23 protein-coding genes are annotated in these 24,740 nt (G+C 60.3%); 16 read left to right on the top strand and 7 right to left on the bottom strand.

Translation table 11 applies throughout. The features are described from left to right. The first annotated feature begins 27 nt into the window (after positions 1-27). The 3 genes from QO231_RS23545 (at position 28) to QO231_RS23535 (ending at position 6,418) form a co-directional block, all read left to right on the top strand. Positions 28-1,800, top strand: coding sequence for a sensor histidine kinase (locus QO231_RS23545; RefSeq protein WP_316782152.1), 1,773 nt, complete (start codon positions 28-30; stop codon positions 1,798-1,800). Positions 1,801-1,813: 13 nt separating this feature from the next. Next, positions 1,814-3,148 (top strand): sigma-54-dependent transcriptional regulator, encoded by a 1,335-nt coding sequence (locus QO231_RS23540; protein WP_316782150.1) that lies wholly within the window; start codon positions 1,814-1,816, stop codon positions 3,146-3,148. A 453-nt stretch (positions 3,149-3,601) separates the two neighbouring features. Continuing rightward, positions 3,602-6,418 (top strand): Rne/Rng family ribonuclease, encoded by a 2,817-nt coding sequence (locus QO231_RS23535; protein ID WP_316782148.1) that lies wholly within the window; start codon positions 3,602-3,604, stop codon positions 6,416-6,418. 74 nt (positions 6,419-6,492) lie between these two features. Here QO231_RS23535 and QO231_RS23530 read toward each other — a convergent pair whose 3' ends face one another. After that, complete coding sequence (locus QO231_RS23530; RefSeq protein ID WP_316782146.1) at positions 6,493-6,726, bottom strand: sulfurtransferase TusA family protein; 234 nt, start codon at positions 6,724-6,726, stop codon at positions 6,493-6,495. 103 nt (positions 6,727-6,829) lie between these two features. Here QO231_RS23530 and QO231_RS23525 point away from each other — a divergent pair, with 103 nt between their 5' ends. The 3 genes from QO231_RS23525 to QO231_RS23515 are packed head-to-tail and all read left to right on the top strand — an operon-like array spanning position 6,830 to position 10,230. Further along, positions 6,830-7,582, top strand: a complete 753-nt coding sequence (locus QO231_RS23525; RefSeq protein ID WP_316782144.1) for a cytochrome c biogenesis CcdA family protein — start codon at positions 6,830-6,832, stop codon at positions 7,580-7,582. A gap of 57 nt (positions 7,583-7,639) precedes the next feature. After that, positions 7,640-8,884, top strand: a complete 1,245-nt coding sequence (locus tag QO231_RS23520; protein WP_316782142.1) for a hypothetical protein — start codon at positions 7,640-7,642, stop codon at positions 8,882-8,884. Next, positions 8,881-10,230 (top strand): cytochrome P450, encoded by a 1,350-nt coding sequence (locus QO231_RS23515; protein ID WP_316782140.1) that lies wholly within the window; start codon positions 8,881-8,883, stop codon positions 10,228-10,230. The genes QO231_RS23520 and QO231_RS23515 overlap by 4 nt, the downstream gene beginning before the upstream one ends. A gap of 239 nt (positions 10,231-10,469) precedes the next feature. Here QO231_RS23515 and QO231_RS23510 read toward each other — a convergent pair whose 3' ends face one another. Next, entirely contained in the window at positions 10,470-10,859 is a 390-nt protein-coding gene (locus QO231_RS23510) for a hypothetical protein (RefSeq protein ID WP_316782138.1), read from the bottom strand. Positions 10,860-11,298: 439 nt separating this feature from the next. Here QO231_RS23510 and QO231_RS23505 point away from each other — a divergent pair, with 439 nt between their 5' ends. From QO231_RS23505 to QO231_RS23495, 3 genes are all read left to right on the top strand, one after another. Beyond that, on the top strand, positions 11,299-12,045 hold the full coding sequence (locus tag QO231_RS23505; RefSeq protein WP_316782136.1) for an RNA methyltransferase: 747 nt from the start codon (positions 11,299-11,301) through the stop codon (positions 12,043-12,045). Between the two features lie 61 nt (positions 12,046-12,106). Continuing rightward, the gene (gene ctaA, locus QO231_RS23500) at positions 12,107-13,252 is read left to right on the top strand and encodes a heme A synthase (protein WP_316782134.1); all 1,146 of its coding nucleotides are present in this window, start codon (positions 12,107-12,109) and stop codon (positions 13,250-13,252) included. Positions 13,253-13,257: 5 nt separating this feature from the next. Beyond that, positions 13,258-14,727 (top strand): carboxypeptidase M32, encoded by a 1,470-nt coding sequence (locus QO231_RS23495; protein ID WP_316782132.1) that lies wholly within the window; start codon positions 13,258-13,260, stop codon positions 14,725-14,727. Positions 14,728-14,917: 190 nt separating this feature from the next. Here the strand turns inward: QO231_RS23495 and QO231_RS23490 are convergent, their stop codons facing one another. Then, positions 14,918-16,102 carry a calcium-binding protein gene (locus tag QO231_RS23490; RefSeq protein WP_316782131.1) on the bottom strand — a complete coding sequence of 395 codons (1,185 nt, stop codon included), beginning with the start codon at positions 16,100-16,102 and terminating at the stop codon, positions 14,918-14,920. 288 nt (positions 16,103-16,390) lie between these two features. Continuing rightward, positions 16,391-17,593 carry a pyridoxal phosphate-dependent aminotransferase gene (locus QO231_RS23485; RefSeq protein ID WP_316782175.1) on the bottom strand — a complete coding sequence of 401 codons (1,203 nt, stop codon included), beginning with the start codon at positions 17,591-17,593 and terminating at the stop codon, positions 16,391-16,393. A 93-nt stretch (positions 17,594-17,686) separates the two neighbouring features. On the opposite strand from QO231_RS23485, the gene QO231_RS23480 reads away from it, so the two are divergent. The 7 genes from QO231_RS23480 to QO231_RS23450 all read left to right on the top strand — a co-directional run bounded on the left by QO231_RS23480 (position 17,687) and on the right by QO231_RS23450 (position 22,952). Beyond that, positions 17,687-18,079, top strand: a complete 393-nt coding sequence (locus QO231_RS23480; protein WP_316782129.1) for a helix-turn-helix domain-containing protein — start codon at positions 17,687-17,689, stop codon at positions 18,077-18,079. Next, positions 18,076-18,333, top strand: a complete 258-nt coding sequence (locus QO231_RS23475) for a succinate dehydrogenase assembly factor 2 (RefSeq protein WP_316782127.1) — start codon at positions 18,076-18,078, stop codon at positions 18,331-18,333. The genes QO231_RS23480 and QO231_RS23475 overlap by 4 nt, the downstream gene beginning before the upstream one ends. 75 nt (positions 18,334-18,408) lie before the next feature. After that, the gene (locus QO231_RS23470) at positions 18,409-18,906 is read left to right on the top strand and encodes a MarR family winged helix-turn-helix transcriptional regulator (RefSeq protein WP_394356694.1); all 498 of its coding nucleotides are present in this window, start codon (positions 18,409-18,411) and stop codon (positions 18,904-18,906) included. 551 nt (positions 18,907-19,457) lie between these two features. Further along, on the top strand, positions 19,458-20,108 hold the full coding sequence (locus tag QO231_RS23465; protein ID WP_316782126.1) for a histidine phosphatase family protein: 651 nt from the start codon (positions 19,458-19,460) through the stop codon (positions 20,106-20,108). Between the two features lie 15 nt (positions 20,109-20,123). Continuing rightward, a complete protein-coding gene (locus QO231_RS23460; protein WP_316782172.1) occupies positions 20,124-20,738 on the top strand; it encodes a glutathione S-transferase family protein in 615 nt (204 codons plus the stop codon). Positions 20,739-20,750: 12 nt separating this feature from the next. After that, entirely contained in the window at positions 20,751-21,806 is a 1,056-nt protein-coding gene (locus QO231_RS23455; RefSeq protein ID WP_316782124.1) for a saccharopine dehydrogenase, read from the top strand. A 3-nt stretch (positions 21,807-21,809) separates the two neighbouring features. Beyond that, positions 21,810-22,952 carry a saccharopine dehydrogenase C-terminal domain-containing protein gene (locus QO231_RS23450; RefSeq protein WP_316782122.1) on the top strand — a complete coding sequence of 381 codons (1,143 nt, stop codon included), beginning with the start codon at positions 21,810-21,812 and terminating at the stop codon, positions 22,950-22,952. 15 nt (positions 22,953-22,967) lie between these two features. Here the strand turns inward: QO231_RS23450 and QO231_RS23445 are convergent, their stop codons facing one another. The 3 genes from QO231_RS23445 to QO231_RS23435 all read right to left on the bottom strand — a co-directional run. Next, complete coding sequence (locus tag QO231_RS23445) at positions 22,968-23,285, bottom strand: DUF3775 domain-containing protein (RefSeq protein WP_316782120.1); 318 nt, start codon at positions 23,283-23,285, stop codon at positions 22,968-22,970. Positions 23,286-23,499: 214 nt separating this feature from the next. Further along, entirely contained in the window at positions 23,500-24,180 is a 681-nt protein-coding gene (locus QO231_RS23440) for a GntR family transcriptional regulator (protein WP_316782119.1), read from the bottom strand. Between the two features lie 261 nt (positions 24,181-24,441). Beyond that, positions 24,442-24,740 (bottom strand): tyrosine-type recombinase/integrase (locus QO231_RS23435; protein WP_316782117.1); only part of this gene is annotated, 299 nt, incomplete at its 5' end.

Raw genomic sequence — 24,740 nt, 5'->3', positions numbered from 1 at the left:
CAGGCATGACAGGCGTAGCCTGTCACAATGAAAGCTCCAGTCCAGAAACGGCAACTGATTTCAGGCTGGCCGCGCTCCGATAACATTGGGTGGCTGGTGCGCCTTGCCCTTGTGCTGCTTTTGGTGATCGCCGCAGCGACGATCTGGGTGACCAACCGCCTGATGACCGACCGCTTTACCGAAAGCACGCGCAACCGGGCCGAATTGCGGCTCGCGCTTTATAGTGGCAACCTCGTCAGCGAATTGCGCGGCAACCGCAACATGCCGCAAGTCCTGGCGCGCGACTCGATCCTGATCGGGGCATTGAATTCAAATGACTACAGCCAATCTACACAGCGGTTGATATCCCATCTTGACGATATGGATGCGGCGTCGCTGTTGCTGCTTGATCTGGATGGGCGCATCGTTGCCACGACAGACCGCAACCAGTTGGGTGCACAAAGGGGCAGCGAGTCGTACTTTGTCGATGCGATCCGGTCCAATGCGACGATCTTTTCCGTAAAAGAGCTTGAGACTGGAAGCTACAAGTTCTTTTACGCGCGCCGGGTCGAAAGTGGTGCCAATGTACTCGGCGTTATCGTGGTCGAGGTCGATCTGCAGAAATTCGAACGCGCCTGGGGTGGCATATCGGATGCGGTGATGGTCGCCGACAGCACCGGTACCATCATCCTGTCGACCGAGACACGATGGCGCGGGCTGACGGAGGACGAGGCGCTGCAGCGGGAGACCCCGCACAGCGCGATCGAGCGGGCGATCCGCGCGACGTCGGACTGGGCGGCTGTGCCGGCCGAGGCCTACCTGGCGGGCGAAGCGGTCATGCGAATGGAATTGAGGATGCCGGTCTATGGCTGGCGGATGACCTCGTTCACCACATATGCGTCGATCCGTGAACGGGTGAACGGCATCCTGGCGCTCGAAATCATGGGATTCGCGATACTGTTGGCGCTGGTCTTCTATGCGCTCAGCCGTCGCACGGCCTTGCGCATGGCATTGTTCCAGCGCGAGTCGGCAGAGCTTCGCGCACTGAACGCGAGGTTGCAGCGGGAAATCGCCGAACGCAAACGGGTGCAGAAGACCTTGGCCGTGACCGAACAATCGCTGGCCCAGTCAAGCAAGCTGGCCGCCCTGGGCGAAATGTCGGCAGCCGTGAGCCACGAGCTGAATCAGCCGTTGGCGGCGATGAAAACCTATCTCGCCGGCGCACGGCTGTTGCTGCGCCGGAACCGCCCCGAAGAAGCGGTCTCGTCCTTCGGGCGTATTGACGATCTGATCGAGCGCATGGGCGCGATCACACGCCAGCTCAAATCCTATGCCCGCAAAGGCGGCGATACGTTGGCCCCGGTAAACATGGGCGATGCGCTGGCCTCGTCCTTGTCGATGATGGAACCGCAGCTGCGTCATCGCCAGGTGCAGATCACCCGCATCCTGCCAGACAAGGATGTCTGGGTGATGGGGGACCGGATGCGGATCGAGCAAGTGATGGTGAACCTCTTGCGCAATGCGCTGGACGCCACCAAATCGGTATCCGAGCCGGAAGTGGAGATCATTCTGGCGGCAGGCGAGACGGCGACGCTGACCGTGCGGGACAACGGAACCGGTATCGAAGAACTGGAGTCGTTGTTTGAGCCGTTCTACACTACCAAGCAGCCCGGCGATGGGGTCGGCTTGGGGCTTGCCATTTCGTCGGGGATCGTGAACGACCTCGGCGGAAGATTGATCGCACGGAACGCACGAGAACGCGGTGCGGTATTCGAGATGCAGTTGCCGATCCTCGAGGACGATGTCGAGGCGGCGGAATGACAAGGGACGAATGATGGCACAGGCGATGAAGATTGCGATCGTGGATGACGAACAGGACATGCGCCAGTCGATCAGCCAGTGGTTGGCATTGTCCGGCTACGATACCGAGACCTTTGCCAGCGCAGAGGAAGCCCTCAAGATCCTGGGGCCGGAATATCCGGGGATCGTGATTTCCGACATCAAGATGCCGGGCATGGACGGAATGCAGTTCCTGAAGAAACTGATGGGCAGTGACAGCGCCCTGCCGGTGATCATGATCACCGGCCACGGGGATGTGCCGATGGCGGTCGAGGCGATGCGGGTCGGGGCATTCGATTTCCTGGAGAAACCGTTCAACCCGGACCGCATGTCGCAACTTGCCAAGCGCGCGGCGGGTGCGCGGCGGCTGACGCTGGACAACCGTGCCCTGCGCCGTGAACTCAGCGATGGCACGCAGCTGATGAACAAGCTCATCGGGGGCAGCCCGGTGATGGAGCGCCTGAAAGAGGACGTGCTCGATCTGGGGCAGGCCGATGGTCATGTGCTGATCGACGGAGAGACCGGCACTGGCAAGACTTTGGTCGCCCATGCGCTGCATGCGGTCGGCAGCCGGGCGGGCAAGAAATTTGTCCTGGTCAATTGTGCGGCGCTCGAGGAAGACGCGCTGGCCAAGCGGCTTTTTGGTCCGATGCTGCCCGAGGACGAGCAACTCCCGGCGATGGAGGAAGCGCGCGGTGGTACGCTGGTTCTGGAAGACATCGAAGCGTTGAGCGAGAGCCTGCAGGCGCGACTGCTGAGTGTCATCAACGAGCAGGGCACCCCTGCGGAAACGCGTCTGATCTGTATCAGCAACCTTCAGGAAGTAGGCCGGACCTGCGAAGACTCCTTGCGCCCGGATCTGTTTTATCGCCTTGCCGCCCTGCGGATCACCGTGCCGCCGTTGCGGCAGCGCGGCGAGGATATCCTGTCGTTGTTTACCCGCCTTTCCGAGCAGTTTGCCGAGGAATATGGCTGTGAGGCCCCCAAGGTCACCGCGCAGGAAGCGGCACAATTGTTGCAGGCCCCCTGGCCGGGAAATGTACGTCAGCTGATCAACATTGCCGAGCGCGCGGTGCTGCAATCGCGGCGTGGCAGCGGCACCATTGCGTCGCTCCTGATGTCCGATCACGAGGAAATGCAGCCGGTGATGACCACCGAGGGCAAACCACTCAAGGAATACGTCGAAGCGTTCGAACGGATGCTGATTGACAACACCATGCGTCGGCACAAGGGATCGATTGCATCGGTGATGGATGAACTGTGCCTGCCGCGGCGGACGCTGAACGAGAAGATGGCCAAATACGGGTTGCAGCGTTCCGATTATCTTTGACGGTCTCCTTGGGTGCGGGATAACGGCACGCGGCGGACGGAATTCACCACCACTGCGCGAATATCCCATTGTAATTGTCGGCTGACTGCCATTATGTTGGGCGGACGGACGCTGCGCGTTACCGCGTGATCGCGTCCGCTTTAAAGTTTTTCTGTTTCAGGCGTTGGCGATACCGAACCGATTGACTGGACAGACCGCTTGTGCCCCACACGGGGCAGATACCTTCCTGTACCCGAAACCCGGGCAACGGGGATAAAATGGGCAGGCCGAGGATGCAATCCGGGTCTGTCGGAGAAGAACCGCGATGACGCGCGCGCGAACATTGAGACATGAGGCAGGGGGGCTGAGGCCCATACCTTGCCGCGCCGCGTCTGAAATCGCCCTGACAAGACACTCTCCCATGCGTGCCCGCCCGCCAGGACGGGCGCCAATGCGATTGTGCATCAAGGAAACATGGCAAAGAAAATGCTTATCGATGCCACCCACGCGGAAGAAACCCGCGTTGTGGTGGTCGACGGAAACAAGGTCGAGGAGTTCGACTTTGAATCCGAGAACAAACGCCAGCTCGCTGGCAACATATATCTCGCAAAGGTAACACGGGTAGAACCGTCGCTTCAGGCGGCCTTCGTTGATTACGGCGGAAACCGGCATGGTTTCCTGGCGTTTTCGGAGATACATCCCGATTATTACCAGATCCCCGTCGCCGACCGCGAGGCGTTGATGGAGGAAGAGCGCGCCTATGCCGAGGCAATGAAGGCGCGCGATGAAGAGGAAGAAAGCAAACCGACCCGGTCCCGCCGGTCGTCGCGGTCGCGGTCGCGCACCAAGGCAGCAGAGACCGTGTCCGAGGACGCGAAGACTTCCAAAGAGGTCGAGTCCGAGATCAACGGTATGGAAACCATTGATCTGACGGAGGACGACGCGCCCGAGGCGGCAGATGTCGAGACACCCGAAGGCACCTCTCCGATGGAGCTGGTGGCCGAAACTCCGGTTGAAGAACCGGAGCCGGATGCCTCTGACGATGATACCTCTGACGATGATGACGTCGTCGAGGAACTCGAGGCTGATGACACAGACAGCGACGATGACGAGCTGACCAGCAAAGGCAACGACCCCGCGGCGAAAGATGACAGCATCGAATCCGTTGCGGATGACGATGATGTCGAAGACATCCGGCCACCACGCAAACCGCGCCCCCGCCGGTACAAGATCCAGGAAGTGATCAAGGTGCGCCAGATCCTTCTGGTGCAGGTCGTCAAGGAAGAGCGTGGCAACAAGGGCGCGGCGCTGACCACATACCTCAGCCTTGCGGGGCGCTACTGTGTCTTGATGCCAAACACCGCGCGTGGTGGTGGCATCAGCCGCAAGATCACCAACGCTGCCGACCGCAAGAAACTCAAGGAAATCGCCTCCGAAATCGAAGTTCCGAAAGGCGCAGGGCTGATTGTGCGCACCGCCGGGGCCAAGCGCACCAAGACCGAGATCAAGCGCGACTATGATTACCTCAAGCGCCTGTGGGAGCAAATTCGCGAGTTGACGCTGAAATCGATCGCGCCGGCCAAGATCTATGAAGAGGGCGACCTGATCAAACGCTCGATCCGCGATCTTTACAATCGCGACATAGACGAGGTTTTTGTCGAAGGCGAACGCGGCTATCGGATCGCCAAGGACTTCATGAAGATGATCATGCCGTCCCACGCCAAGAACGTGAAACAGTACTCCGAACAGATGCCGCTATTTGCGCGCCATCAGGTGGAAAGCTATTTGGGCGCGATGTTCAATCCGACGGTCCAACTAAAATCGGGCGGGTACATCGTGATCGGCGTAACCGAAGCGCTGGTGGCGATCGACGTGAACTCGGGCCGGGCCACCAAGGAAGGCTCGATCGAGGATACCGCGACCAAGACCAATCTGGAGGCCGCCGAAGAGGTGGCGCGCCAGTTGCGCCTGCGCGACCTAGCCGGTCTGATTGTAATCGATTTCATCGACATGGATGAGCGCAAGAACAATGCAGCGGTCGAGAAGAAAATCAAGGACAAGCTCAAGAGCGACCGTGCGCGTATTCAGGTGGGCCGGATCTCCGGCTTCGGGCTGCTCGAGATGAGTCGCCAGCGCCTGCGGCCCGGCATGATCGAAGCGACAACCCAGCCCTGCGCGATTTGTCATGGGACCGGTCTGATCCGGTCCGACGACAACATGGCGCTGTCCATCCTTCGTCAAATCGAGGAAGAGGGCGTTCGCCGTCGTAGTCGTGAAGTTCTGGTCAAATGTCCTGTCAACATTGCGAACTTCCTGATGAACCAGAAGCGCGAGCACGTGGCGCAGATCGAAATGCGCTATGGCTTGTCGGTTCGGATCGAGGGTGATCCGCATTTGGTCAGCCCTGATTTCGCGATCGAGAAGTTCAAGACCGCAAGCCGAGTGGTGCCTGTTGCCGTTGCACCGGTGGTGTCGGTTGATACTTCGCTGATGGATCAGGTGGATTCGGACGAGGCCGAAGCGGAGGCAGAGATCGAGGAACCGGTGGCGGCCGAGGCCGAAGAGACCGAAACCAAGCCCAAGCGCAAGCGCCGTCGGCGTCGGCGGCGTAGCAAGTCGGGTAGCTATGCCAATGGTGCGGATGACGAGGTGCAGGCGGATACCGCCGGGGCCGAGGCTTCTGAAGAGAATGCGCCAGAACAGGCCGCAACCCAGGATGCCGAGGGCGTCGGCGATACGGAAAGCGACAGTGACGACAAGGCGGAAGACGCGCCAAAATCGAGCCGTGGCAAATCGTCGGGCCGGTCCAGATCGTCCCGGTCCAAGTCAAAGGCGTCTGTAGAGGCGGCGGATGCTCCGCAAGACGCGGCGGTTGCCGTGTCCGAACCCGAAAGCACGACGGATGAGGCCGCAGACGACAAGCCCAAGGCCAAGCCGACCCGGACCCGGTCAAGCCGAAGCAAGAGCAAACCCAAGGCAACAAGCGGCGCGGAAGCAGAGACAGTCGCGGTGGTCGCAACCAAAGCCGAGGACCCGGCACCTGAGCCGGCTGCCGAGAGTCTCGTGGCGACACCTCAACCGGTGGCGGAAGAGCCGACACCTGTACCTGAGCCTGTCGCGGCCGAAGCAACGCCCGAGGCGGTTGTCGACGAACCGGCACCAGCGCCAGAACCGGTTGCGCCCGTGCAAGCGCCCGAGCCGGTCGCCGTGAAACCCGAACCGGAAGAGTTGGCGACACAGGCCGAACCGGCCAAACCCAAGCGGCGAGGCTGGTGGTCACTGGGCAGCTAAGCCAGCCATTATCAAGACATAGGGGGCGTGCCTGCTGGCGCGCCCCTGCTGCGTTTCGGAGGTGGAATGCGGTATCAGCCGCCCTTGCGGATCAGATAGATCTGGTGCGGCCCATCATCGCTTTGCGAAAGCAGAGCGTGCCCGGCTTCGGCACAGAAATGCGGCACGTCGATCAAGGCCGCAGGATCGTCAGCACGCATTTGCAGGACAGCACCCGCAGGCAGGGATTTCAGGCGTTTGCGGGCCTTCAGGACGGGCAGCGGGCACAAAAGCCCGGTGGCGTCCAGGGTGTCGGAAATTTCGGTCATACGCGGCAATTAATGCTGATGTTTCATCCTGTCCACAGGGTTGTGACCGCGATCGCGCTTTTGCCCCCGTGACCTTGTACGTCCGATAGCCTATGGCGAGGTCATGTTCGGAATAGACATCTTTGATGCGGCCCTGTTGCCTGCGATGATCGTAGCACTGAGCGCGGGGATCATCAGTTTCCTGTCGCCTTGCGTCCTGCCGATCGTACCACCGTATCTGGCCTATATGAGCGGGGTATCGCTTCAGGACCTGGGCAGCGATTCAAACGCACGAAACAAGGCGATGTTGCCGGCGCTGTTCTTTGTGCTCGGCCTGTCGACAGTGTTCCTGCTCCTGGGGTTCACGGCCTCGGCGATCGGAACGATGTTCCTGCAATATCAGGGATGGTTCAACACGATCGCGGGCATCCTTGTCATGATTTTTGGGGCTCACTTTGTCGGGGTCTACCGGATCGGATTCCTGGATCGCGAAGCCCGCATCGATGCGGGCGACCGGGGCGGCAGCGCCTTTGGCGCCTATATTCTGGGGCTCGCCTTTGCATTCGGCTGGACCCCCTGTATCGGCCCGCAACTGGGGGCCATCCTGTCGCTGGCAGCGTCCGAAGCCTCGGTGGTGCGCGGCACGACGCTGTTGGGTGTCTATGCCGCCGGTCTCGGCATACCCTTCCTGCTGGTCGCTGCGTTCTTGCCGCGTCTGGGCGGCCTCATGGGGTGGATGAAGCGCCACATGGAACAGATCGAGCGCGTGATGGGTTTGCTGTTGTGGACCATCGGGCTGCTGATGCTGACCGGTGGATTTTCCAGTTTCTCCTACTGGCTGCTCGAACGCTTTCCAGCGTTGGCCACGCTTGGCTGACCTCTTACGCTGCTGTGCGCGACCCGCTAAGGTGACGCCAGAGGCAAGAGGATACAGATGAGCAGCGATCCAGAGCAGCGGGTTTATCGCCGCCGGGTGTTCTATGTACCCGGTTATGATCCAATCCATCCCCGCCGTTATCGCGAGTTGTATCGCAAGGAAAGTGCCCGTCAGGCCGAGATTTCTGGCTATGAGATCGCGCTCAGACCGGCGCCCGGTGACGGCCCGTTCGGATGGCACATCGACGCCACGATTGACGGGGCGACGGTCAAGACGCAGTTCAATGTGCTGGTCTGGTCCGATCTTGTGCGCGACAGCATGGCGGGGTCAATCCTGGCCACCTATGGCCACCTCCTGCGCACCGCCTGGACCTATATCACAACCGGGGCGCTTTGGCGGCTGATGCAGCTGCGCAAGGGGCCGGTGATCGCGGCGCTCTATCCCGTCGCCTTTCTTCTGCTGCAACTGCTTCTGGCTGGTGCAACAGGATGGGCCGTTGGTCATGCTGTGCAAAAAATTTCCACCTGGTTTGATCTTGGGTCCTGGGCTTTTGATCTTGCCGCCCTGGGTCTGGGTGCAGTTGCTGCATGGGGCGTTTTGCGTTGGTTCAGGGCGCGGGATGGTCGGTTCTACGCCTACTACCTGATGCACGACTATGCCTATTCCGCGCAAGCGAACGGGGCCTATCCCCCTCCGCTTGAGGCGCGGATAGCCGAATTCACAGACCTGCTGGCCGAGGCGGTACAGGGTGATGTGGACGAAATCTTGCTCGTCGCGCATTCCTCGGGCGTGCACCTCGGAGTTTCGCTGCTCACAGACCTGCTGTGCGCCGGACGGTTGCCAGAGGGTGGGCCCGCCCTTGGTTTTCTGTCGCTGGGTCAGGTGGTTCCGATGCAGTCCTTTCTGCCAGACGCGCATCGCCTGCGCGCCGATCTGCATGACCTGTCTCAGCGGCAGGAGATCACATGGGTCGACGTCACGGCGCCGGGTGATGGATGCGCCTTTGCGCTTTGCGATCCTGTCGCCGTCAGCGGAGTCGCTCCTGCCGCAAAGCGATGGCCATTGGTCCTGTCCGCTGCCTTTTCGAAAACCCTGTCACCTGACCGGTGGAACGCGCTGCGTTGGCGATTCTTCCGACTGCATTTCCAGTATCTCTGCGCATTTGATCACCCGAGGGACTACGACTATTTTCGCATCACGGCAGGGCCACTCACGCTTGCCGAGCGCTATTGCGGTCGGCAGGCATCGCCCTCGCGAATAGACAAAGCGGTGTCAAAATACACCGACCTGGCCAGACCATGAGGCCACCGAAACCACCGTCGCGCCCGGATCGGGTCTCGCTCTGGCGCTATGGCCGCCTGTTTCGCAAGGATATCCTGTCGGCCCAGCCCGCGCGACTCTACCGTGCGTGGATGGCCGAGTTTCGCACGCCGTTTTTCCGGTCTTTTCTGATAAATCAGCCCGACCTGCTGCAAATCATCTTGCGGGAGAGACCGGAGAATTTTCCAAAATCCAACCGGGTCAGCGAAGGCTTGCGTCCGCTTCTGGGAAATTCGGTCTTTCTGAGCAATGGGGAGACATGGAAACGGCAACGGCGCATTATCGACCCGGCATTTGAAGGCGGACGGTTGCGTGACACCTTTCCGGCCATGCAGGCCGCCGCCGAGGCTGCCGCCGTGCGGTTGCGACAAAGCGGCCCGGCGCCTGTCGATATCGAGCCGCTGGCAAGTCACCTGGCTGCGGACGTCATTTTCCGCAGCTTGTTCTCCATTCCCATCGAGGATGAGACAGCGGCGCAGGTCTATCGTCTGTTTCGCGACTATCAGCGGAGTCAGCCGATCCTGAACCTGGCGGCCATTGTTCCGATGCCCCGCTGGATGCCGCGGTTTTTCAACCGTCGCACCCGGCAGACGGCCAAGGCGATTCGGGCCCTGATCACCGATTTGACCCGTGCGCGGATGGCGCAGATCGAGGCAGGGACAGCCCCCGACGATCTTGCAACCAAGATCATGACCACCGCCGACCCGCAAACCGGCGAGCGTTTCAGCACCGAAGAGATGGTCGATCAGGTCGCGATCTTCTTTCTCGCAGGGCACGAAACCAGCGCATCGGCGCTGGCATGGGCGTTGTATCTGCTCGCGTTGTTCCCGGACCGGCAAGATCGGTTGGCCGAAGAGGCGCAGGCATGGGGCAGGGGGATGTTTTCGCAGATGGGCCAGCTGCGCCTGAGCCGGGACGTGTTTCGCGAGGCACTGCGGCTCTATCCGCCGGTGCCGATGATGGTGCGTGAGGCGCAGTGCCCGGAACAGTTTCGCAACCGTGACGTGCCCAAGGGAGCGCAACTCGTGCTGAGCCCCTGGCACCTGCATCGCCACGAGCGGCTGTGGGAGCGACCGGATGAATTTGACCCCGATCGCTGGAACACCGACAACGGTCGGAGCTGTCAGCGCAGCGCCTATTTTCCATTCTCTGCGGGTGCGCGGGTCTGCCCCGGCGCAGGGTTTGCAATGATCGAGGGACCTTTGATGTTGTCGACGCTGCTGCGGGAGGTGCATGTCGAACCGGTTGCACACCGGGTCCCTGTGCCGGTTGCGCATCTGACCGTTCGGGCAAAGGATGGCATCTGGCTACGCGTGCGCCCGCGGTAATTCTGAAAGACCGTCTGAATAGTCAGTATCAGAGTGAGATTTGCGGCGATGAGCCATCAATCCGTGACAACAGTTGATGCCACGCGCGGCGTCTGGCGGTCTTTTGCGTTTCGCGCCAAATCTGCATCACCAAAGCGGCCTGAAACTCTGGAATTCAACGCCCCCAGTGTTACCGGATCGCCCAAGTGGATCGCGAAGCGCTCCAGGTGCCGTTTGACAGCGAGGTTGCAACCTGCGGATCAGGGGGCATCCGTCGCGCTCTCTTCGTTTGCAAACGTCAGCGCTGCCGCCACAAATCCGGAGTAGATGGCGTCGGCGATTGACGTATCATAGTCTGATGTCCAGTCCGCCGAGGCTTCACGGTCAACGAAACCGATGAAGTCCTGCATCGCGGCACAGCCAAGGAACTCGTCGGGCAGATCATCGGACGCCAAGCGGGTCTCTGCGGTATCGAGCTTGGCAAAACGTCCTATTAGGTCGATATCGCGGGTATTGCAGGCCCATTGATGGAACCTCTTGCGCCCTTGGCGTTCGCGGATATCGTGCAATTTGCGATCATGGAGATCGGCAGCGAGTTCCAAATGCGCTTTCGCTTCGCGGGCCTGGGTCAGGATCTTCAGCACTGTCATACTCACGATTTCAGGGCAAAATGCCTATTCTCTGGTTGGTTGTCATACTCAGTGATCCATCCGCAGCTTTGCGTATGGCAGGCGTTCAGGTTCACAGTGTCGGAGAATGCTGGCCCAATTTGGGCACGAATTTGACATTCCTGATGCTCCTTCCCGCATTTGCGCGACACCTTGATGCTTGTGACAGCCATCCCGCCCAAGGTGCGCCTGACAAGCGTTGATCGACCGAGGGTCTTTTCTATCGGTATCATGGCACCTCTCTTCAAATCGTTAAGGCTCGATCGAATGCTTGGCAGAACAGCTTCAAGACGACATCTGGAGCGGGGATGGCATTGCCTCGCCCGGCCGGTACGGCTGCCTTTTCACATTGAAGGAGCGGCCACGTCTTGCCCTATGACCGGACGCGCATTATGGCGGGACCGGATTTCCGGAGAGCCCCATGCCCAACCCCAAACCGCAGCCTTCTTTTGTTCTTGTACGTCCACAGATGGGCGAGAACATCGGTGCCGCCGCTCGGGCGATGTGGAATTTCGGACTGGACAGAATGCGGATCGTTGCGCCGCGCGATGGCTGGCCGAATCCGGCGGCGGTCGCCTTGGCGAGTGGAGCAGGGCGGCTGCTGGACGAGGCGCAGCTGTGCGAGGACGTTGTCGGCGCGACCGGTGATTGCCATTTTGTCTTTGCAACGACGGCCCGGTCGCGGGACCTGACCAAACCGGTGGTCAGCCCGGAGCGCGCCATGCAGATGGCTGCTGAAAAGACCGCCCGTGGTGAAAAGGTGGCGGTCCTGTTCGGACCCGAGCGGGCAGGGCTGGAGAACGAGGATATCGCGCGAGCCAACGTGCTGATATCCGTACCGGTCAATCCGGATTTTCCGTCGCTCAACCTTGCGCAATGTGTGCTGCTGGTGGGATATGAATGGCGCCGTCAGACCGAGACCGTTGCGTCCGAAATCGACGCACCCGGAAAATCCGGTTGGGCGCAGGGGATAGAGGTGGAGAAGCTGGCACAGCATTACGAAGCGCGTCTGGACGAGGCCGGCTTCTTTTTCCCGGCAACCAAGGCCGACAGCATGAAGGTCAATCTGCGCAACCTGTGGTCACGCCTGCCGCTGACCCAGGCCGATGTGCAGATGCTGCACGGTATTTTGCGACAGATGGTGCGTTGGAAAGAGCGAGACCGGTGATGTCGCTGGACCTGCAGGGTGCACCGACCTAGGGTCTGGGCAAATCTTGAGTGAGGCGGAGATGAGCGAAAAACGTAGCATTTTCGAAGATGTATCCGATCAGGGCACGGCACGACCTGTGGCGCAGCCCGGATTGATCGACAAGGGGCGTGGAGGCGCGCGACGCGGCGTACGGCTGTGGCTCATGCTGTTGTTCGGGCTGGTCGTCGTGATGATCGCGGTCGGTGGGTTGACGCGGCTGACTGACAGCGGTCTGTCGATTACGGAATGGCGTCCGGTGACCGGCGCGCTGCCCCCGATGAGTGCAGCGGATTGGCAGGCAGAGTTCGACAGATACAAGCAGATTGACGAGTTTCGCGTGCAAAACCAGTGGATGGAACTCGCCGATTTCAAATCGATCTATTGGTGGGAATGGGGACACCGACAGCTTGGCCGCGTGATCGGATTGGTCTGGGCCATCGGCTTTGTCGGATTTTTCGTGGCGCGCAAGATACCCGCAGGCTGGACAGGGCGTCTGTTTCTGGTCGGAGCCCTTGGTGGTTTGCAGGGGGCGATTGGCTGGTGGATGGTTTCGTCCGGCGTAACGCAAGGCGAGGGCATGACCGATGTTGCCAGCTATCGGCTGGCGGTTCATCTGGGTCTGGCCTTTGTCATTCTGGGCGTGATTGGCTGGTATGTCTTTCTGCTTGGCCGGGAAGAGCGAGAATTGATGCAGGCACGGCGCGCGAAAGAGGGGCGGTTGTTCGGACTGTCGACCGGGCTCTTGCATTTCGCCTTTCTGCAAATTCTGATCGGGGCGCTGGTCGCGGGCATCGACGCGGGGCGCAACTATCCGGAATGGCCGCTCATGGATGGCCAGTTCATCCCAATGGATCCTTTTGAGATCAAGCCGATGTGGCGCAACTTTTTCGAGAATCCGGGATTGGTTCAGTTCATTCATCGGATCACCGGATACCTGCTGTTCGTATTTGCGATTGTTGTCTGGTTGCGCGGACGGCGCAGCGCGCACTCGGCCACGCGTTTCGCCTTCAATGCGGTGTTCGCGTCGCTGTCGTTGCAGGTCGTTGTGGGGATCGTGACGGTGCTCTACGGCGCGCCGTGGCAAATCGCCATTCTGCATCAGCTTGCGGCGGTGCTGGTCTGGACGCTCATCCTGCGCGCCCGGTTCCTGAGCGCCTATCCCATCGCGACATCGGTAAGAGGATAACCCCTATGACGGCATTTGACGCTTTGATGGCGTACCAACGTGAAACCTCTGCTTTGGCGCAGGTCGCTGGCCGGCTGGGCTGGGATCAGGAGACCATGATGCCGCGCGGCGCGGCGGGGCAACGAGGTTTGGAAATGGCCGCCATGGAGTCGATCCTGCATGCGCGCCGCTCGGCCCCTCAGGTGGGCGAGTGGCTGGAAACGGCAGCGGCGAACGACCCTGCGGACGCCGCGCAGATCAGGGAAATTCGTCGGGCTTTCGAGCGGGCAAACAAGGTTCCGGCGGATCTGGCCAAGCGGATTGCACAGGTCACGTCAGAGGCGCAGGGCAAGTGGGCTGCCGCGCGGGCGGCAGAGGATGTGGCTGCCTTTCTTCCGGTCTTGGACGAGGTCGTTGCCCTCAAGCGGGAAGAGGGCGCGGCGCTGGCGAAGGGTGGCGATCTCTATGACGCAATGCTCGACGACTACGAACCGGGTACAACAGGTGCGCAGATCGCGGCCATGTTTGACGCGATGCGCCCGCGCCTTGTCGCCCTGCGTGCCGCTGTTCTTGAAAGGCCGAAGGCCGAAGGCGTGAGCGGGCGTTTTGATGAGGCGGCGCAAATGATGCTGAGCCGCGACCTTGCGCAGACCTTTGGATATGACCTGAACCGGGGACGGGTGGACAAGGCTGTTCATCCCTTCAGTTCCGGCAGCGGATCGGACGTACGCATCACCACCCGGACCAGCCCGACCGACCCGTTCAACTGTATCTATTCGACGATCCACGAAGTCGGGCACGCCGCCTATGAACAGGGGATCGACCCCGCCTATGCGCTGACCCCGCTGGGACAGGGCGTGTCCATGGGTGTACATGAGAGCCAGAGCAGGATTTACGAGAACCAGATCGGCCGCTCGCGGGCGTTCGCCGGTTGGTTGTTTGGACGTATGAATGCGGTCTTCGGAGACATCGGCATTGCCGACGCCGATGCGTTTTATGCGGCGGTGAACAGCGTCGAGAACGGCTACATTCGGACCGAAGCGGATGAGGTACAATACAATCTGCACATCATGCTGCGGTTCGATCTGGAGCGGTCGCTGATGTCGGGCGATTTGCAGGTGCCTGACCTTGAAGCGGCCTGGAACGACCGCTTCGCGGCGGACTTCGGCTATGCGGTCGATCGACCGTCCAACGGGTGTTTGCAGGATGTGCATTGGTCGGTTGGTCTGTTCGGCTACTTCCCGACCTATTCGCTGGGCAATGTCTATGCAGGGTGTCTTAATCAGGCGCTGCGGGCCGCGGTGCCGGACCTGGACGCGCAATTGGCAGAGGGCGATACATCTGGCGCGACGGGGTGGCTGCGCGAAAATCTCCAACGTCACGGCGGGCTCTATGCACCTCGGGAGGTCATCAAACGGGCCAGCGGGATGGAGCCATCCGAGGCACCGTTGCTGGGCTACCTGGAAACCAAGTTCTCGGACATCTACAGCCTCTGAAGCGCGTCGCGTTGAACGCGTATCATCTGGTATCAAATAAAGCGTTGAAATCTATGATTTCAGGCAGTGTCAGGTGATTCAGGTTCAACGCGGAACGCCCTGGGTGATACCAGATGGCCCAGGTCAAACGCGAAACGTTCGCGTTCTCTCAGTCCCCGCGTGTGAGCACTGCGCCGTGATTTCCCTTGGCTCAGAAGATGAAGTCGTTTGCTCTCAGGTCCGCCTCGGAAAATCCAACGAGCGTCAGCGTATTTCCGGCGCCATCATCAATCACAAGATTGCCGCCGATGTCTTCGGTATGATTGTTCCTGAGGTCGTTGAAACCCGTGATCGAGGCAACACCCCGCAGGTCTATCTGGTCTCTTGACTGGAAATCACGAATTCGGTCATCGCCAGGCGAGAACACGAATGTATCCGACCCGAACCCACCGTACATGACATCGTTGCCTAAGCCGCCATCCAGCGTATCGCGACCGCCGTCGCCCCACATGCGATCATTGCCTTTGCCACCATTCAGTTGATCGTTTCCAGCTTCGCCCCGAATGATGTCCCTGCCGGCGTCCCCATAGGCAGTGTCATCGCCATCAGCACCCCTCAGCGTGTCACTTCCCTTGCCGCCTCTCATGGTGTCATCACCGGCACCGGCAAATATCTTGTCATCGTGATTGCCGCCGAACAGTTTGTCGTTCCCGGTCTTTCCGCGCAGCGTGTCGCTGCCGCTGTCACCGCGCAGCGTATCTCTGCCACCACCACCATTCAGAATGTCGTCGCCGCCCAGGCCTTCAACGAAATCTCTTCCTGCACCTGAACTGAAGGTATCATCGCCAGCGGTGCCTGTAATATTGTCATTCTCCGAGACGTCTGTCCCGAGGCTGTTCAGCGGGATATCGATGCCCGGTCTGTAAGGCCCCGAGTCAGGCACCTTGATATCGGTGATGCCTGATTCGAAGTTTTCCCAATCCGATATCGAGTTGATTGCAGGGAGCGGGGCGCCAGAGATCACGAAGATAAAGTCCGTTTCCTGAGTGCCACCGCCCAGGATCGGATCATTCTCGACATAGGCAACCAGAACCGTCGAGGTCCTGGTCACAGCGCCGTCTTGCCACTCGACTTCGAAGATGCTCATCTCGGGGTCGACAGGCCTGCCATCGCCGACCAGCGTGTCGTTGATGAGAAAATTGTAGTAATCCACCGCGATCTCCACGGTTTCGTCGCCGGGGTCTTCACCGGGTTGCAGTGGGTTCACGGTATAGCTCATGGATGTTTCGGAATCCGGGACGATCAGCTCAAACGTCGAGCTTGCGACGGCTGTGACGTCATCGCTGACCGGGTCGCGCACGATCGCGAAACCATCCGAAATTGTATATGTCGTCATGTGGAAAAGTCTCCCCAAATCGTTTTTCTGGTCAAATGTCCCGGTCAATACGCCGTAACAACAATAGTCTATCCAGGAGCCCGAAGGCCAAGCCGTACAAATTTGAAACCGCATGGCCCTGAAAGGGGCCATGCCGCTGTCACATCGCCCGCCCTTGCTTGCTGGACCCTGGCCGCCTCGTTCTGTGATCAAAGCCGCGTGAGAGCAATCCGAAATGGATTGAACCGGCAATCCTGGCGCCGCGCGACCCTATCAGCACGAGGCGATCCAAAGGGCTTGGGCTATGTGTCAGGCCAGTCTAGCACAAAATGTCTGGATGCGGCGACAGGCTTCTTTGAGCGCCTCGTCAGCGGTTGCGTAGCTGACCCGGAAATTCGGGCTCAGGCCAAACGCCGCGCCAAAGACCACGGCGACACCGACGTCTTCCAGCAACGCCTTGGCAAAGGTCTCGTCATCCTCGATCACCACGCCCGCTGGCGTCGTCTTGCCGATCAACCCGGCGATAGACGGATAGACATAGAATGCGCCTTCCGGTGTCGGGCAGGTGATACCGTCAATCTCCGACAGCATGGACACCACCAGATCGCGGCGGCGCTTGAATGTCTCGTTGTTCGGCCCCAGGAAATCCTGCGGACCGTTCAGCGCTTCGACCGCCGCCCACTGGCTGACCGAGCAGGGGTTCGAGGTGCTCTGGCTCTGGATCTTGCGCATCGCCGCAATCAACGGAACCGGGCCGGCCGCATATCCGATCCGCCAGCCGGTCATCGCATAGGCCTTGCTGACGCCGTTGCAGGTCAGGGTGCGCTCGTAGAGGCGGGGTTCGACCTCGGCAGGGGTGCAGAATTCGAACCCGTCGTAGGCAAGGTGTTCGTACATGTCATCGGTCATCACCCACACATGCGGGTGACGCATCAGAACATCCGTCAGCGCCTCCAGCTCGTCGCGGGAGTAACCTGCGCCGGTGGGGTTGGACGGCGAATTGAATATGAACCACTTGGTCTTTGGCGTGATTGCGGCTTCAAGCTGATCCGGGGTCAGTTTGAAGCGGGTCTGCAACGACGCTTCGGCAATCACCGGTGTGCCGCCCGCCAACAGAACCATGTCCGGATAGCTGACCCAGTAGGGGGCGGGGATCACCACTTCGTCACCGGGATTGAGGGTCGCCACCAGCGCGTTGTATAGGATCTGCTTGCCACCGGTTCCGACGCTCACCTGTTCGGGCGTATAGGTCAGTCCGTTGTCGCGCAGAAACTTGGCACAGATCGCCTGTTTCAGCTCTGCAATTCCGTCCACGGCTGTGTACTTCGTCCTGCCCTCTTCAATGGCGCGGATGCCGGCGGCCCTGATGTTGTCCGGCGTGTCGAAATCCGGCTCTCCCGCGCCGAGGCCGATGACATCTCGTCCGGCCGCCTTCAACTCTTGCGCCATGTTGCTCACGGCGATGGTCGGAGACGGTTTGACACGCGACAGTGTCGCAGACAGGAAACTCATATCAGCCTCGGTTTGTATGTTCGTCACGACTGTCATAGGTTGCCGCCGACAGCCGATCAAGCAGGTTTCAACGCGACCCACAGGAGAGCGAAAATGAACGATCAAGACACCGACTGGTACGGACCCGATGCCGCGACTTTCGGCGACCGTGTGGCAGGTGCACGCGAGGCTGCCAACATGACCCAGGCAGAACTCGCCCGGCGGTTGGGAATCAAGAAAACGACCCTGACCCACTGGGAAGATGACATATCCGAGCCGCGCGCCAACCGCCTTTCGATGCTCGCGGGATTGCTGAATGTGTCGATCAAATGGCTTCTGACCGGCGAAGGCGAAGGCCCGGCAGCGCCTGATGATTTGACCGTCGGCGAGGATTTTGCCGGCGTCCTGGCGGAACTCAGGGAAATCCGTGCCGTGATGCGCACCAATGCAGAGCACGCCGCGAGAGTAGAGAAGAAGCTGCGCCAACTGGTGCAGGATCGTCCGTGACCGAGCCGCGCGATACCCGGGTCAGGCGGCTCAGGATGCGGTCGATGCGGCGCGGGATCAAGGAAATGGATTTGATCCTGAGTGCCTTTGCCGATGCCAATCTCGCAAGCATGACCGCAGACGACCTTGATCTCTACGATGCACTTCTGGATGAGAATGACCAGGACCTCTACCAGTGGGTAACAGGGCAGGTTCCGACGCCCGCCCGCTTTGGTGCGTTGCTCGATGAAATCTCGCAAACATTTCAGAACTGAGGAAAATTCGGTTTAACCGATTCTTCGGGTTTTCCCGTCAGTCTCTGACCCGAGCAGATCGAGTCGGAGAGACGGATGAGTATGGAAATGCAAGTAGGCCCGGTTACCCAAAAAGGGTTCATGACCGGATATCTGGAATCGCTGGCGTTGGTGGAACGGCTGCACCGGCTGTTGCTTGACGTGATCAAGGATGAGTTTGAACGCGTTGGCGTTCTGGAAATCAACGCCGTTCAGGCGCTGTTGCTCTTCAATATCGGCGAGAACGAGGTCACGGCGGGAGAGTTGAAAACCCGCGGTTACTACCAGGGTAGCAATGTCAGCTACAATCTCAAGAAGTTGGTCGAGATGGGCTACATGCACCACCAGCGTTGCGAGATAGATCGCCGCTCTGTCCGGGTGAAGCTGACGCCGCGCGGGCGCGAAGTGCGCGATATCGTCGCCACGCTTTTTGCGCGCCATGCTGAAGGGCTGGAAGGGCGGGGAGTGATTGATGCCGAGGGGATCGAAGCCATCACGAGTTCGCTGAAGCGGGTCGAACGCTACTGGACCGACCAGATCCGTTACATCTACTAGGGCGCTCCGGGAGGCATCCGAGACTTCCGAGATCACCGATTTTCGCGAGCGCGCGCGGCGCGGAATGAGCATGGTGTCTCGGACCTGTCCGTCGGGCTAAGGGTTATGCAGGCGGCACCGGTGAAGACGGTGCGTCGCGCGTGGCTCGAAGGGCAATCGTCGGCTTGGGCCAGGTGGTCTTGTCGTCCCCGCGCCACCGGACGGGCCAGCGGCAAAATCAGAATTGGCGGGGTGCATCCCTGGGAGATTTTCGGGCGTGGTCGTTGCGAGCGTTCCGGCAGGGTGCGCGGCAACAAAAGGCCGCTGCATCTCGCGCGGGAGGGGCAGGCCACCGATCGTCTTCGGCAGCCATGCGAATTCTACCGGGTTTTCGGAATATGCGTGGTGCAAACGCCATAAGCCAAGTGTTTGACGCAAGGCGCAGCATCGGGTTGCGCCGTTGCAGGGCAGCATGTTGAGATCTCCCTCCCGACGCTTTGCGAATTTCACCGCCGCCCACTGGCACCCGCGACCGCTCTCCCCTAAGACGGGAGCAAGCAGGAGCTGTCGCAATGTCCCACATCACCCTCATACGTCACGGTCAGGCCAATACCAGCGCTCGGGATGAAACCGAGTACGATCGGCTCAGCGAATTGGGGCATCAACAGGCGGCATGGCTGGGCGATCATCTGCGGGCCACGGGCAGCCATCATCCTCGTGTCTTTTGTGGCACGCTGAGACGCCAGATCGATACCGCGGACAGTATGGCCGTGGGTGATGCCGTGCAGGATGACCGGCTAAACGAGCTCCAGTATTTTACCCTGGCACAGCTGCTGGATGAGCAACATGGAATCCCCATTCCACAGGAGCGTGAAGGCTTTATCACGCACTTACCCAGGGTGTTTGAAGCCTGGCAGAATGACGAACTCGAGGGGGCTCCCGAGAGTTTTTCCGCGTTCGAGACCCGGGTGAACGATGCGTTGAATGAAATTGCCACGGGCAGTGGCCCGGCATTGGTCGTCACCTCGGGCGGGCTGATCGCGATTGCGATGCGCCGGTTCATGGGTCTGAACATGTCGGCCACGGCGCGGGTCGCCCTTGCGATCATGAATACCTCGATGCATCGCCTGTTTCCCATCGGCGATCACCTCAGTCCGGTGTTGTTCAACGCCGTGCCGCATCTGGACACCCCCGAGCGGCAATTCGCCCAGACCCATTTCTAGGAGACCCACAGAATGCTGACGCTCCATTACGCGCCGGGCACGATCTCGATTGCCACCGCGATTGCGCTGTTCGATGCAGATCTGCCGTTCAAGGCTATCAAGGTCGATTTCGGCTCTGGCGAACAGACCCGGCCCGCCTATCACCGCATCAACCCCAAGGGACGCGTGCCCGCGCTTGAGACGGGGCAGGGCATCCTAACTGAAACCGGTGCGCTGTTGGAGTATGTCGCCGCCACCGCTCCAGAGGCGGGTCTGGTTCCTCAGAGTGTTGTCGAAGCGGCGCGGATGCGCGAGGTCATGTATTATCTCGCCTCCACCATGCATGTGAATCACGCCCACAGGATGCGCGGCAGCCGCTGGGCCACGCGACAGGAGTCGTTTGACGACATGGCCGCCAAAGTCCCCGAAACCATGGCCGAAAGCGCGGCCCATATCGAGGCCCACGGCCTTGCAGGCCCCTATGTTCTGGGCGACGCTTTCAGCATTGCCGATCCCTATCTGTTCGTGATCTGCAACTGGCTTGGCGGCGACGGCGTCGATACGTCTGCCTTTCCCAGAATTTCGGCGTTCATGGATGCGATGAACGCCAGAACCTCGGTGCAAAAGGCGCGCGCCAAGGGCATGATCTGAAGGAACACCACGATGACACATCTCTGGGTCCGGGCAGAACAGCGGGCAAACGAGGAGCGGGTTGGCTTGACCCCCGAAGGCGCGGCGCAGTTGATCGAGGCGGGGTTGCGCGTCACGGTTGAGCAAAGCTCGTTTCGTGCCATTCCCATTGCGGCCTATCGCGAGGCCGGTTGCGAGATTGCCGCCGAGAACAGTTGGCCAGATGCGCCTCTGGACGCGATCATCTTTGGTCTCAAGGAACTGCCCGAAGACGGCACACCGCTGACCCATCGGCACATCCTGTTCGGCCACGCCTACAAGGGGCAACCCGCCGGGCAAGTGCTGCTCAAGCGGTTCAAGGCTGGCGGCGGTACACTCTACGATCTGGAGTATCTCGTCGACGAAACCGGGCGGCGTGTGGCCGCGTTTGGTTATTGGGCCGGCTTCGCGGGGGCGGCGGTCGCTCTGAAATGCTGGGCTGCACAGCAACGCGACGAGATCATCGGCCCGGTGTCGACCTATGCAGGGTCAAAGGCGTTGCTGGACGAGCTATCCGCCGAACTCAACGCGATCGGAGCCCATCGGCCCACCGCCTTGGTGATCGGCGCACTTGGTCGTGTTGGCACCGGTGCCGCCGATCTTTGCGCCGCGATGGACGTGACGGTGACCAAATGGGACATGGAAGAGACAGCTCACGGCGGGCCATTCCCCGAGGTTCTGGACCACGACATCTTTCTGAACTGTATTCTTGCGCGTCCGGACACACCGGTCTTTGTTCCGGCCATCGCCAAGACGGCGCCGCGCAGGTTGACGGTGATCGGCGACATCGCGTGCGATCCGGACAGCGTGTTTTCTCCGGTCAAGGTCTATGACCGCACGACCACCTGGGACGAACCGGCACTGCGGGTTCAGGATGTGCCGCTGCTGGACGTCACCGCCATCGACAATTTACCTTCGATGTTGCCGGTAGAGAGTTCCGTGGATTACGGCGAACAATTGCTGCCATCCCTGCTGACACTCGGCGACCTGTCGCGCGGTGTATGGGGCCGTGCAAAGGCGACATTTGACGAACACATGAAGGGACTCTGAACGATGGCAATTCACTGGTGCGGCACCGGCCTTTCGGCCATTCCCGGTCTTCGCCGCCTGCTTGAAGCGGGCCATGATGTCACCGTCTGGAACCGGACAACCGGCAAAGCGCGCGACGCCGTTGGCGATCTGACCACCTGGATCGAGGCGTTTGAAATCGAAGCGCTTGCAGCACGACTGGACAAGGGTGACGTGATCGTATCCATGCTGCCCGGAGACTGGCACGTGCCGCTGGCGGAATTGGCCATCGCACAGGCGGCACATTTCGTCAGTTCCTCGTATATCGCTCCTCAAATGCGTGCACTTGATGCCTCTGCGCGTGCGGCCGGTGTCGCCTTGGTCAACGAGGTCGGGCTTGACCCCGGTATCGACCACCTGATGGCGCATGCGCTCATGGATGCGTATCGGGCGTCGCCTGCGTTCGATACGGCCAACCACATCAGTTTCATTTCCTACTGCGGTGGCGTGCCCAAGAAGGCGAATCCGTTTCGCTACAAGTTCAGCTGGTCACCTCTGGGCGTCCTCAAGGCGTTGCGCTCGCCCAGCCGGTCCATCCAGGCCTATTCCGAGTTGACGGTCGACCGCCCCTGGGATGCAATCAGCAGCTATGCCGCGCCTCTGCCGATGCCTGAGACTTTCGAAGTGTATCCCAATCGTGACAGTGTCCCCTTCATGGCGCAGTACGGGTTTGAGGACGGCTGGCCGATCAAGGAATTTGTGCGCGGCACATTGCGCCTGAACGGGTGGGCCCAGGCATGGAAGCATGTGTTTGACGAGGTTGAAACGCTGTCAGGCGTCGAAGGCGACGCCCGGCTCGGAGAGATGTCGGACCAGTTCTGGGCCGAACATGCCTATGAGGATGGTGAACCCGACAGGGTCGTGCTCTGCGTCAGCCTGAATGCCGAAAGGGATGGTGTGCCGGTCTGGCACAAGACATACGTGATGGACGCGTGGGGTGATGCCCGCGGCACGGCGATGGCGCGACTGGTGTCTATCCCGGTTTCGCTCGCCGTGGAATCCGTGCTCGATCACGAAATCGCCGCCGGGGTCCACGCCGCGCCCAGCGACCCCAGGCTGGTCGAGCGCTGGATGGGCGAAATCGACAAACTGGCGCAACACCTGCAAATCGTGGACCATCTGGCCTAGGGGCCGGGCCGGGGCCTACATCAGGTCGTCTTCGGCCTCGGTCGCGGAAATTCCCAGGGCGTCCAGACCATTTTCAAGATGGTCGGACATGTGGGGAGTGCCGAGCAGATAGTCGGCGCAGGGCACCGAAGCCTCCGCCTTGGCGGTCGCAATCGCATCACCAAGATCATCCGCATCAAAACTGTCGCGCCCGACCCACATGATGGCAACCAATTCGGCCTGCTCATCTTCGCTCAGCCGGTCGATAAAGGCGCGCAGTTCGCCTTCGGCACGGTGCAGTTCGCGTGACATCAGGATCACCTGTGCCACCTTTCGCGGGGAAATCTCGAGCATGACCTTGTCTCCTGTTCGCAGTCCTTGGTTCCTTACTGGCACGCCAGGTTTGCGAACGTCCTTGATCTTGCGCAAACTGCGGGAGTCCCGATTGCGCCAGGTTTCCGTACGACTCCGCAGATTTGCAAGCTGCCGTGATGGAGCGTCCCTTCTGCAAGAGGACCACACGCGCTTGCGCGCGCCGCTGGGCCTTTGACCCCAGCGAATCCTGTGCCTATTCGAAATACTCCGAGTGTTTCAAATGGATTTCGGTGATCGTGTCGTCGAGCCGTCCCAGATGCCTGCGGACAACGTCCGCTGCCTTGTCCGCGTCACGCGCATCGAGTGCTTGGGCCAGGTCACGATGATCCTGATACAGCGTCGCGATTTCGCTTTGCCTTCCAAGGCTGAGAACACACAATCGGTCGGTTTTTTGCTTGCAGTCCTGTATGGTCTCGAATGCCATCCGGTGCCCTCCGAGTTCGCAGATCCGTTTGTGAAAATCATAGTCCAGCCTGTGAAAGATATCCGGTTGAGCCAGCTCCGATGCCTTTTTCTGGTCAGCAAGGTTTTCCGCAAGGATTTCAGAGTGGTCCGGCTGCCAGTTTGCACAGGCGCATCGAACCACCTCCATTTCGACGGCAAGTCGCACGAACCGTACGTGTGCGATGCGTTCCATAGAAAACCCGCGCACTTCGGTTGCCTTTTGCGGCCGTATGAGCAGCAGATCCTGCGACTTGAGCTTGTTGAACGCATCGCGCACGGGTTGGCGCGAAACACCGAACCGCCTGGCGATTTCCGCCTCCGAAAGCTTGGTGCCGGGCAGCAAGGTCAATGACAGGATGTCCTTGTATAGCCTATCAAACACCAGGTCCGTTGTGGTCCGGCGTTTCGGTAGCTCCGATATTAACTGCATTCAGCACCTTTGCTGGTCCAATTGCTCCATGAACGGGGGGCGTTCAACACCCCGCGTTTGGCTGCCTGTTTGCTTCGTCAACGCCAAACGTCTCGGCGCTGACGGCAACCACGCGCAGCAGTCCGATACTTCTGGTATGCTAGTCGCCTAATGGCCGTAGCGCAATATACTCTTCCGTCCGATCAGTGCCGCTGGTTCGCCTGTTCATTGCGTTGGCGTTTCCTCAGGACTCCAGCCTCCCAATGGTACGCCATGGCAACGTCACCGCACCCTTTCGCTCCACCGTAGTTCATTCGGGAACAGGCCCAGAATATCGGTGGGCAGCATGACGTTGCGGTCCTTGCGGCCTTTGGACTGCACGATGCGGATGATCTCTTGTTCTCCGTCAATGTCGCCGACCCGCAGCCGAACGACTTCGCCCGCGCGCATCCCACACCCATAGGCCAGCGACAGCATCACCCGCGCCTTCAGGCTTGGAGCCATAAGCAGGATGCGCTTGATCTCGTTGCGGCTCAGCACCAGCGGGATCTTGACGGGCTCCTTCAGGCTAAAGATCTCCG

Source organism: Sedimentitalea todarodis, assembly GCF_032595355.1.
In the GTDB taxonomy this organism is placed as follows: Bacteria; Pseudomonadota; Alphaproteobacteria; order Rhodobacterales; family Rhodobacteraceae; genus Sedimentitalea; species Sedimentitalea todarodis.
Note: the sequence above shows the minus strand (reverse complement) of the source record. Positions and strands in the feature narration are given on the sequence as shown.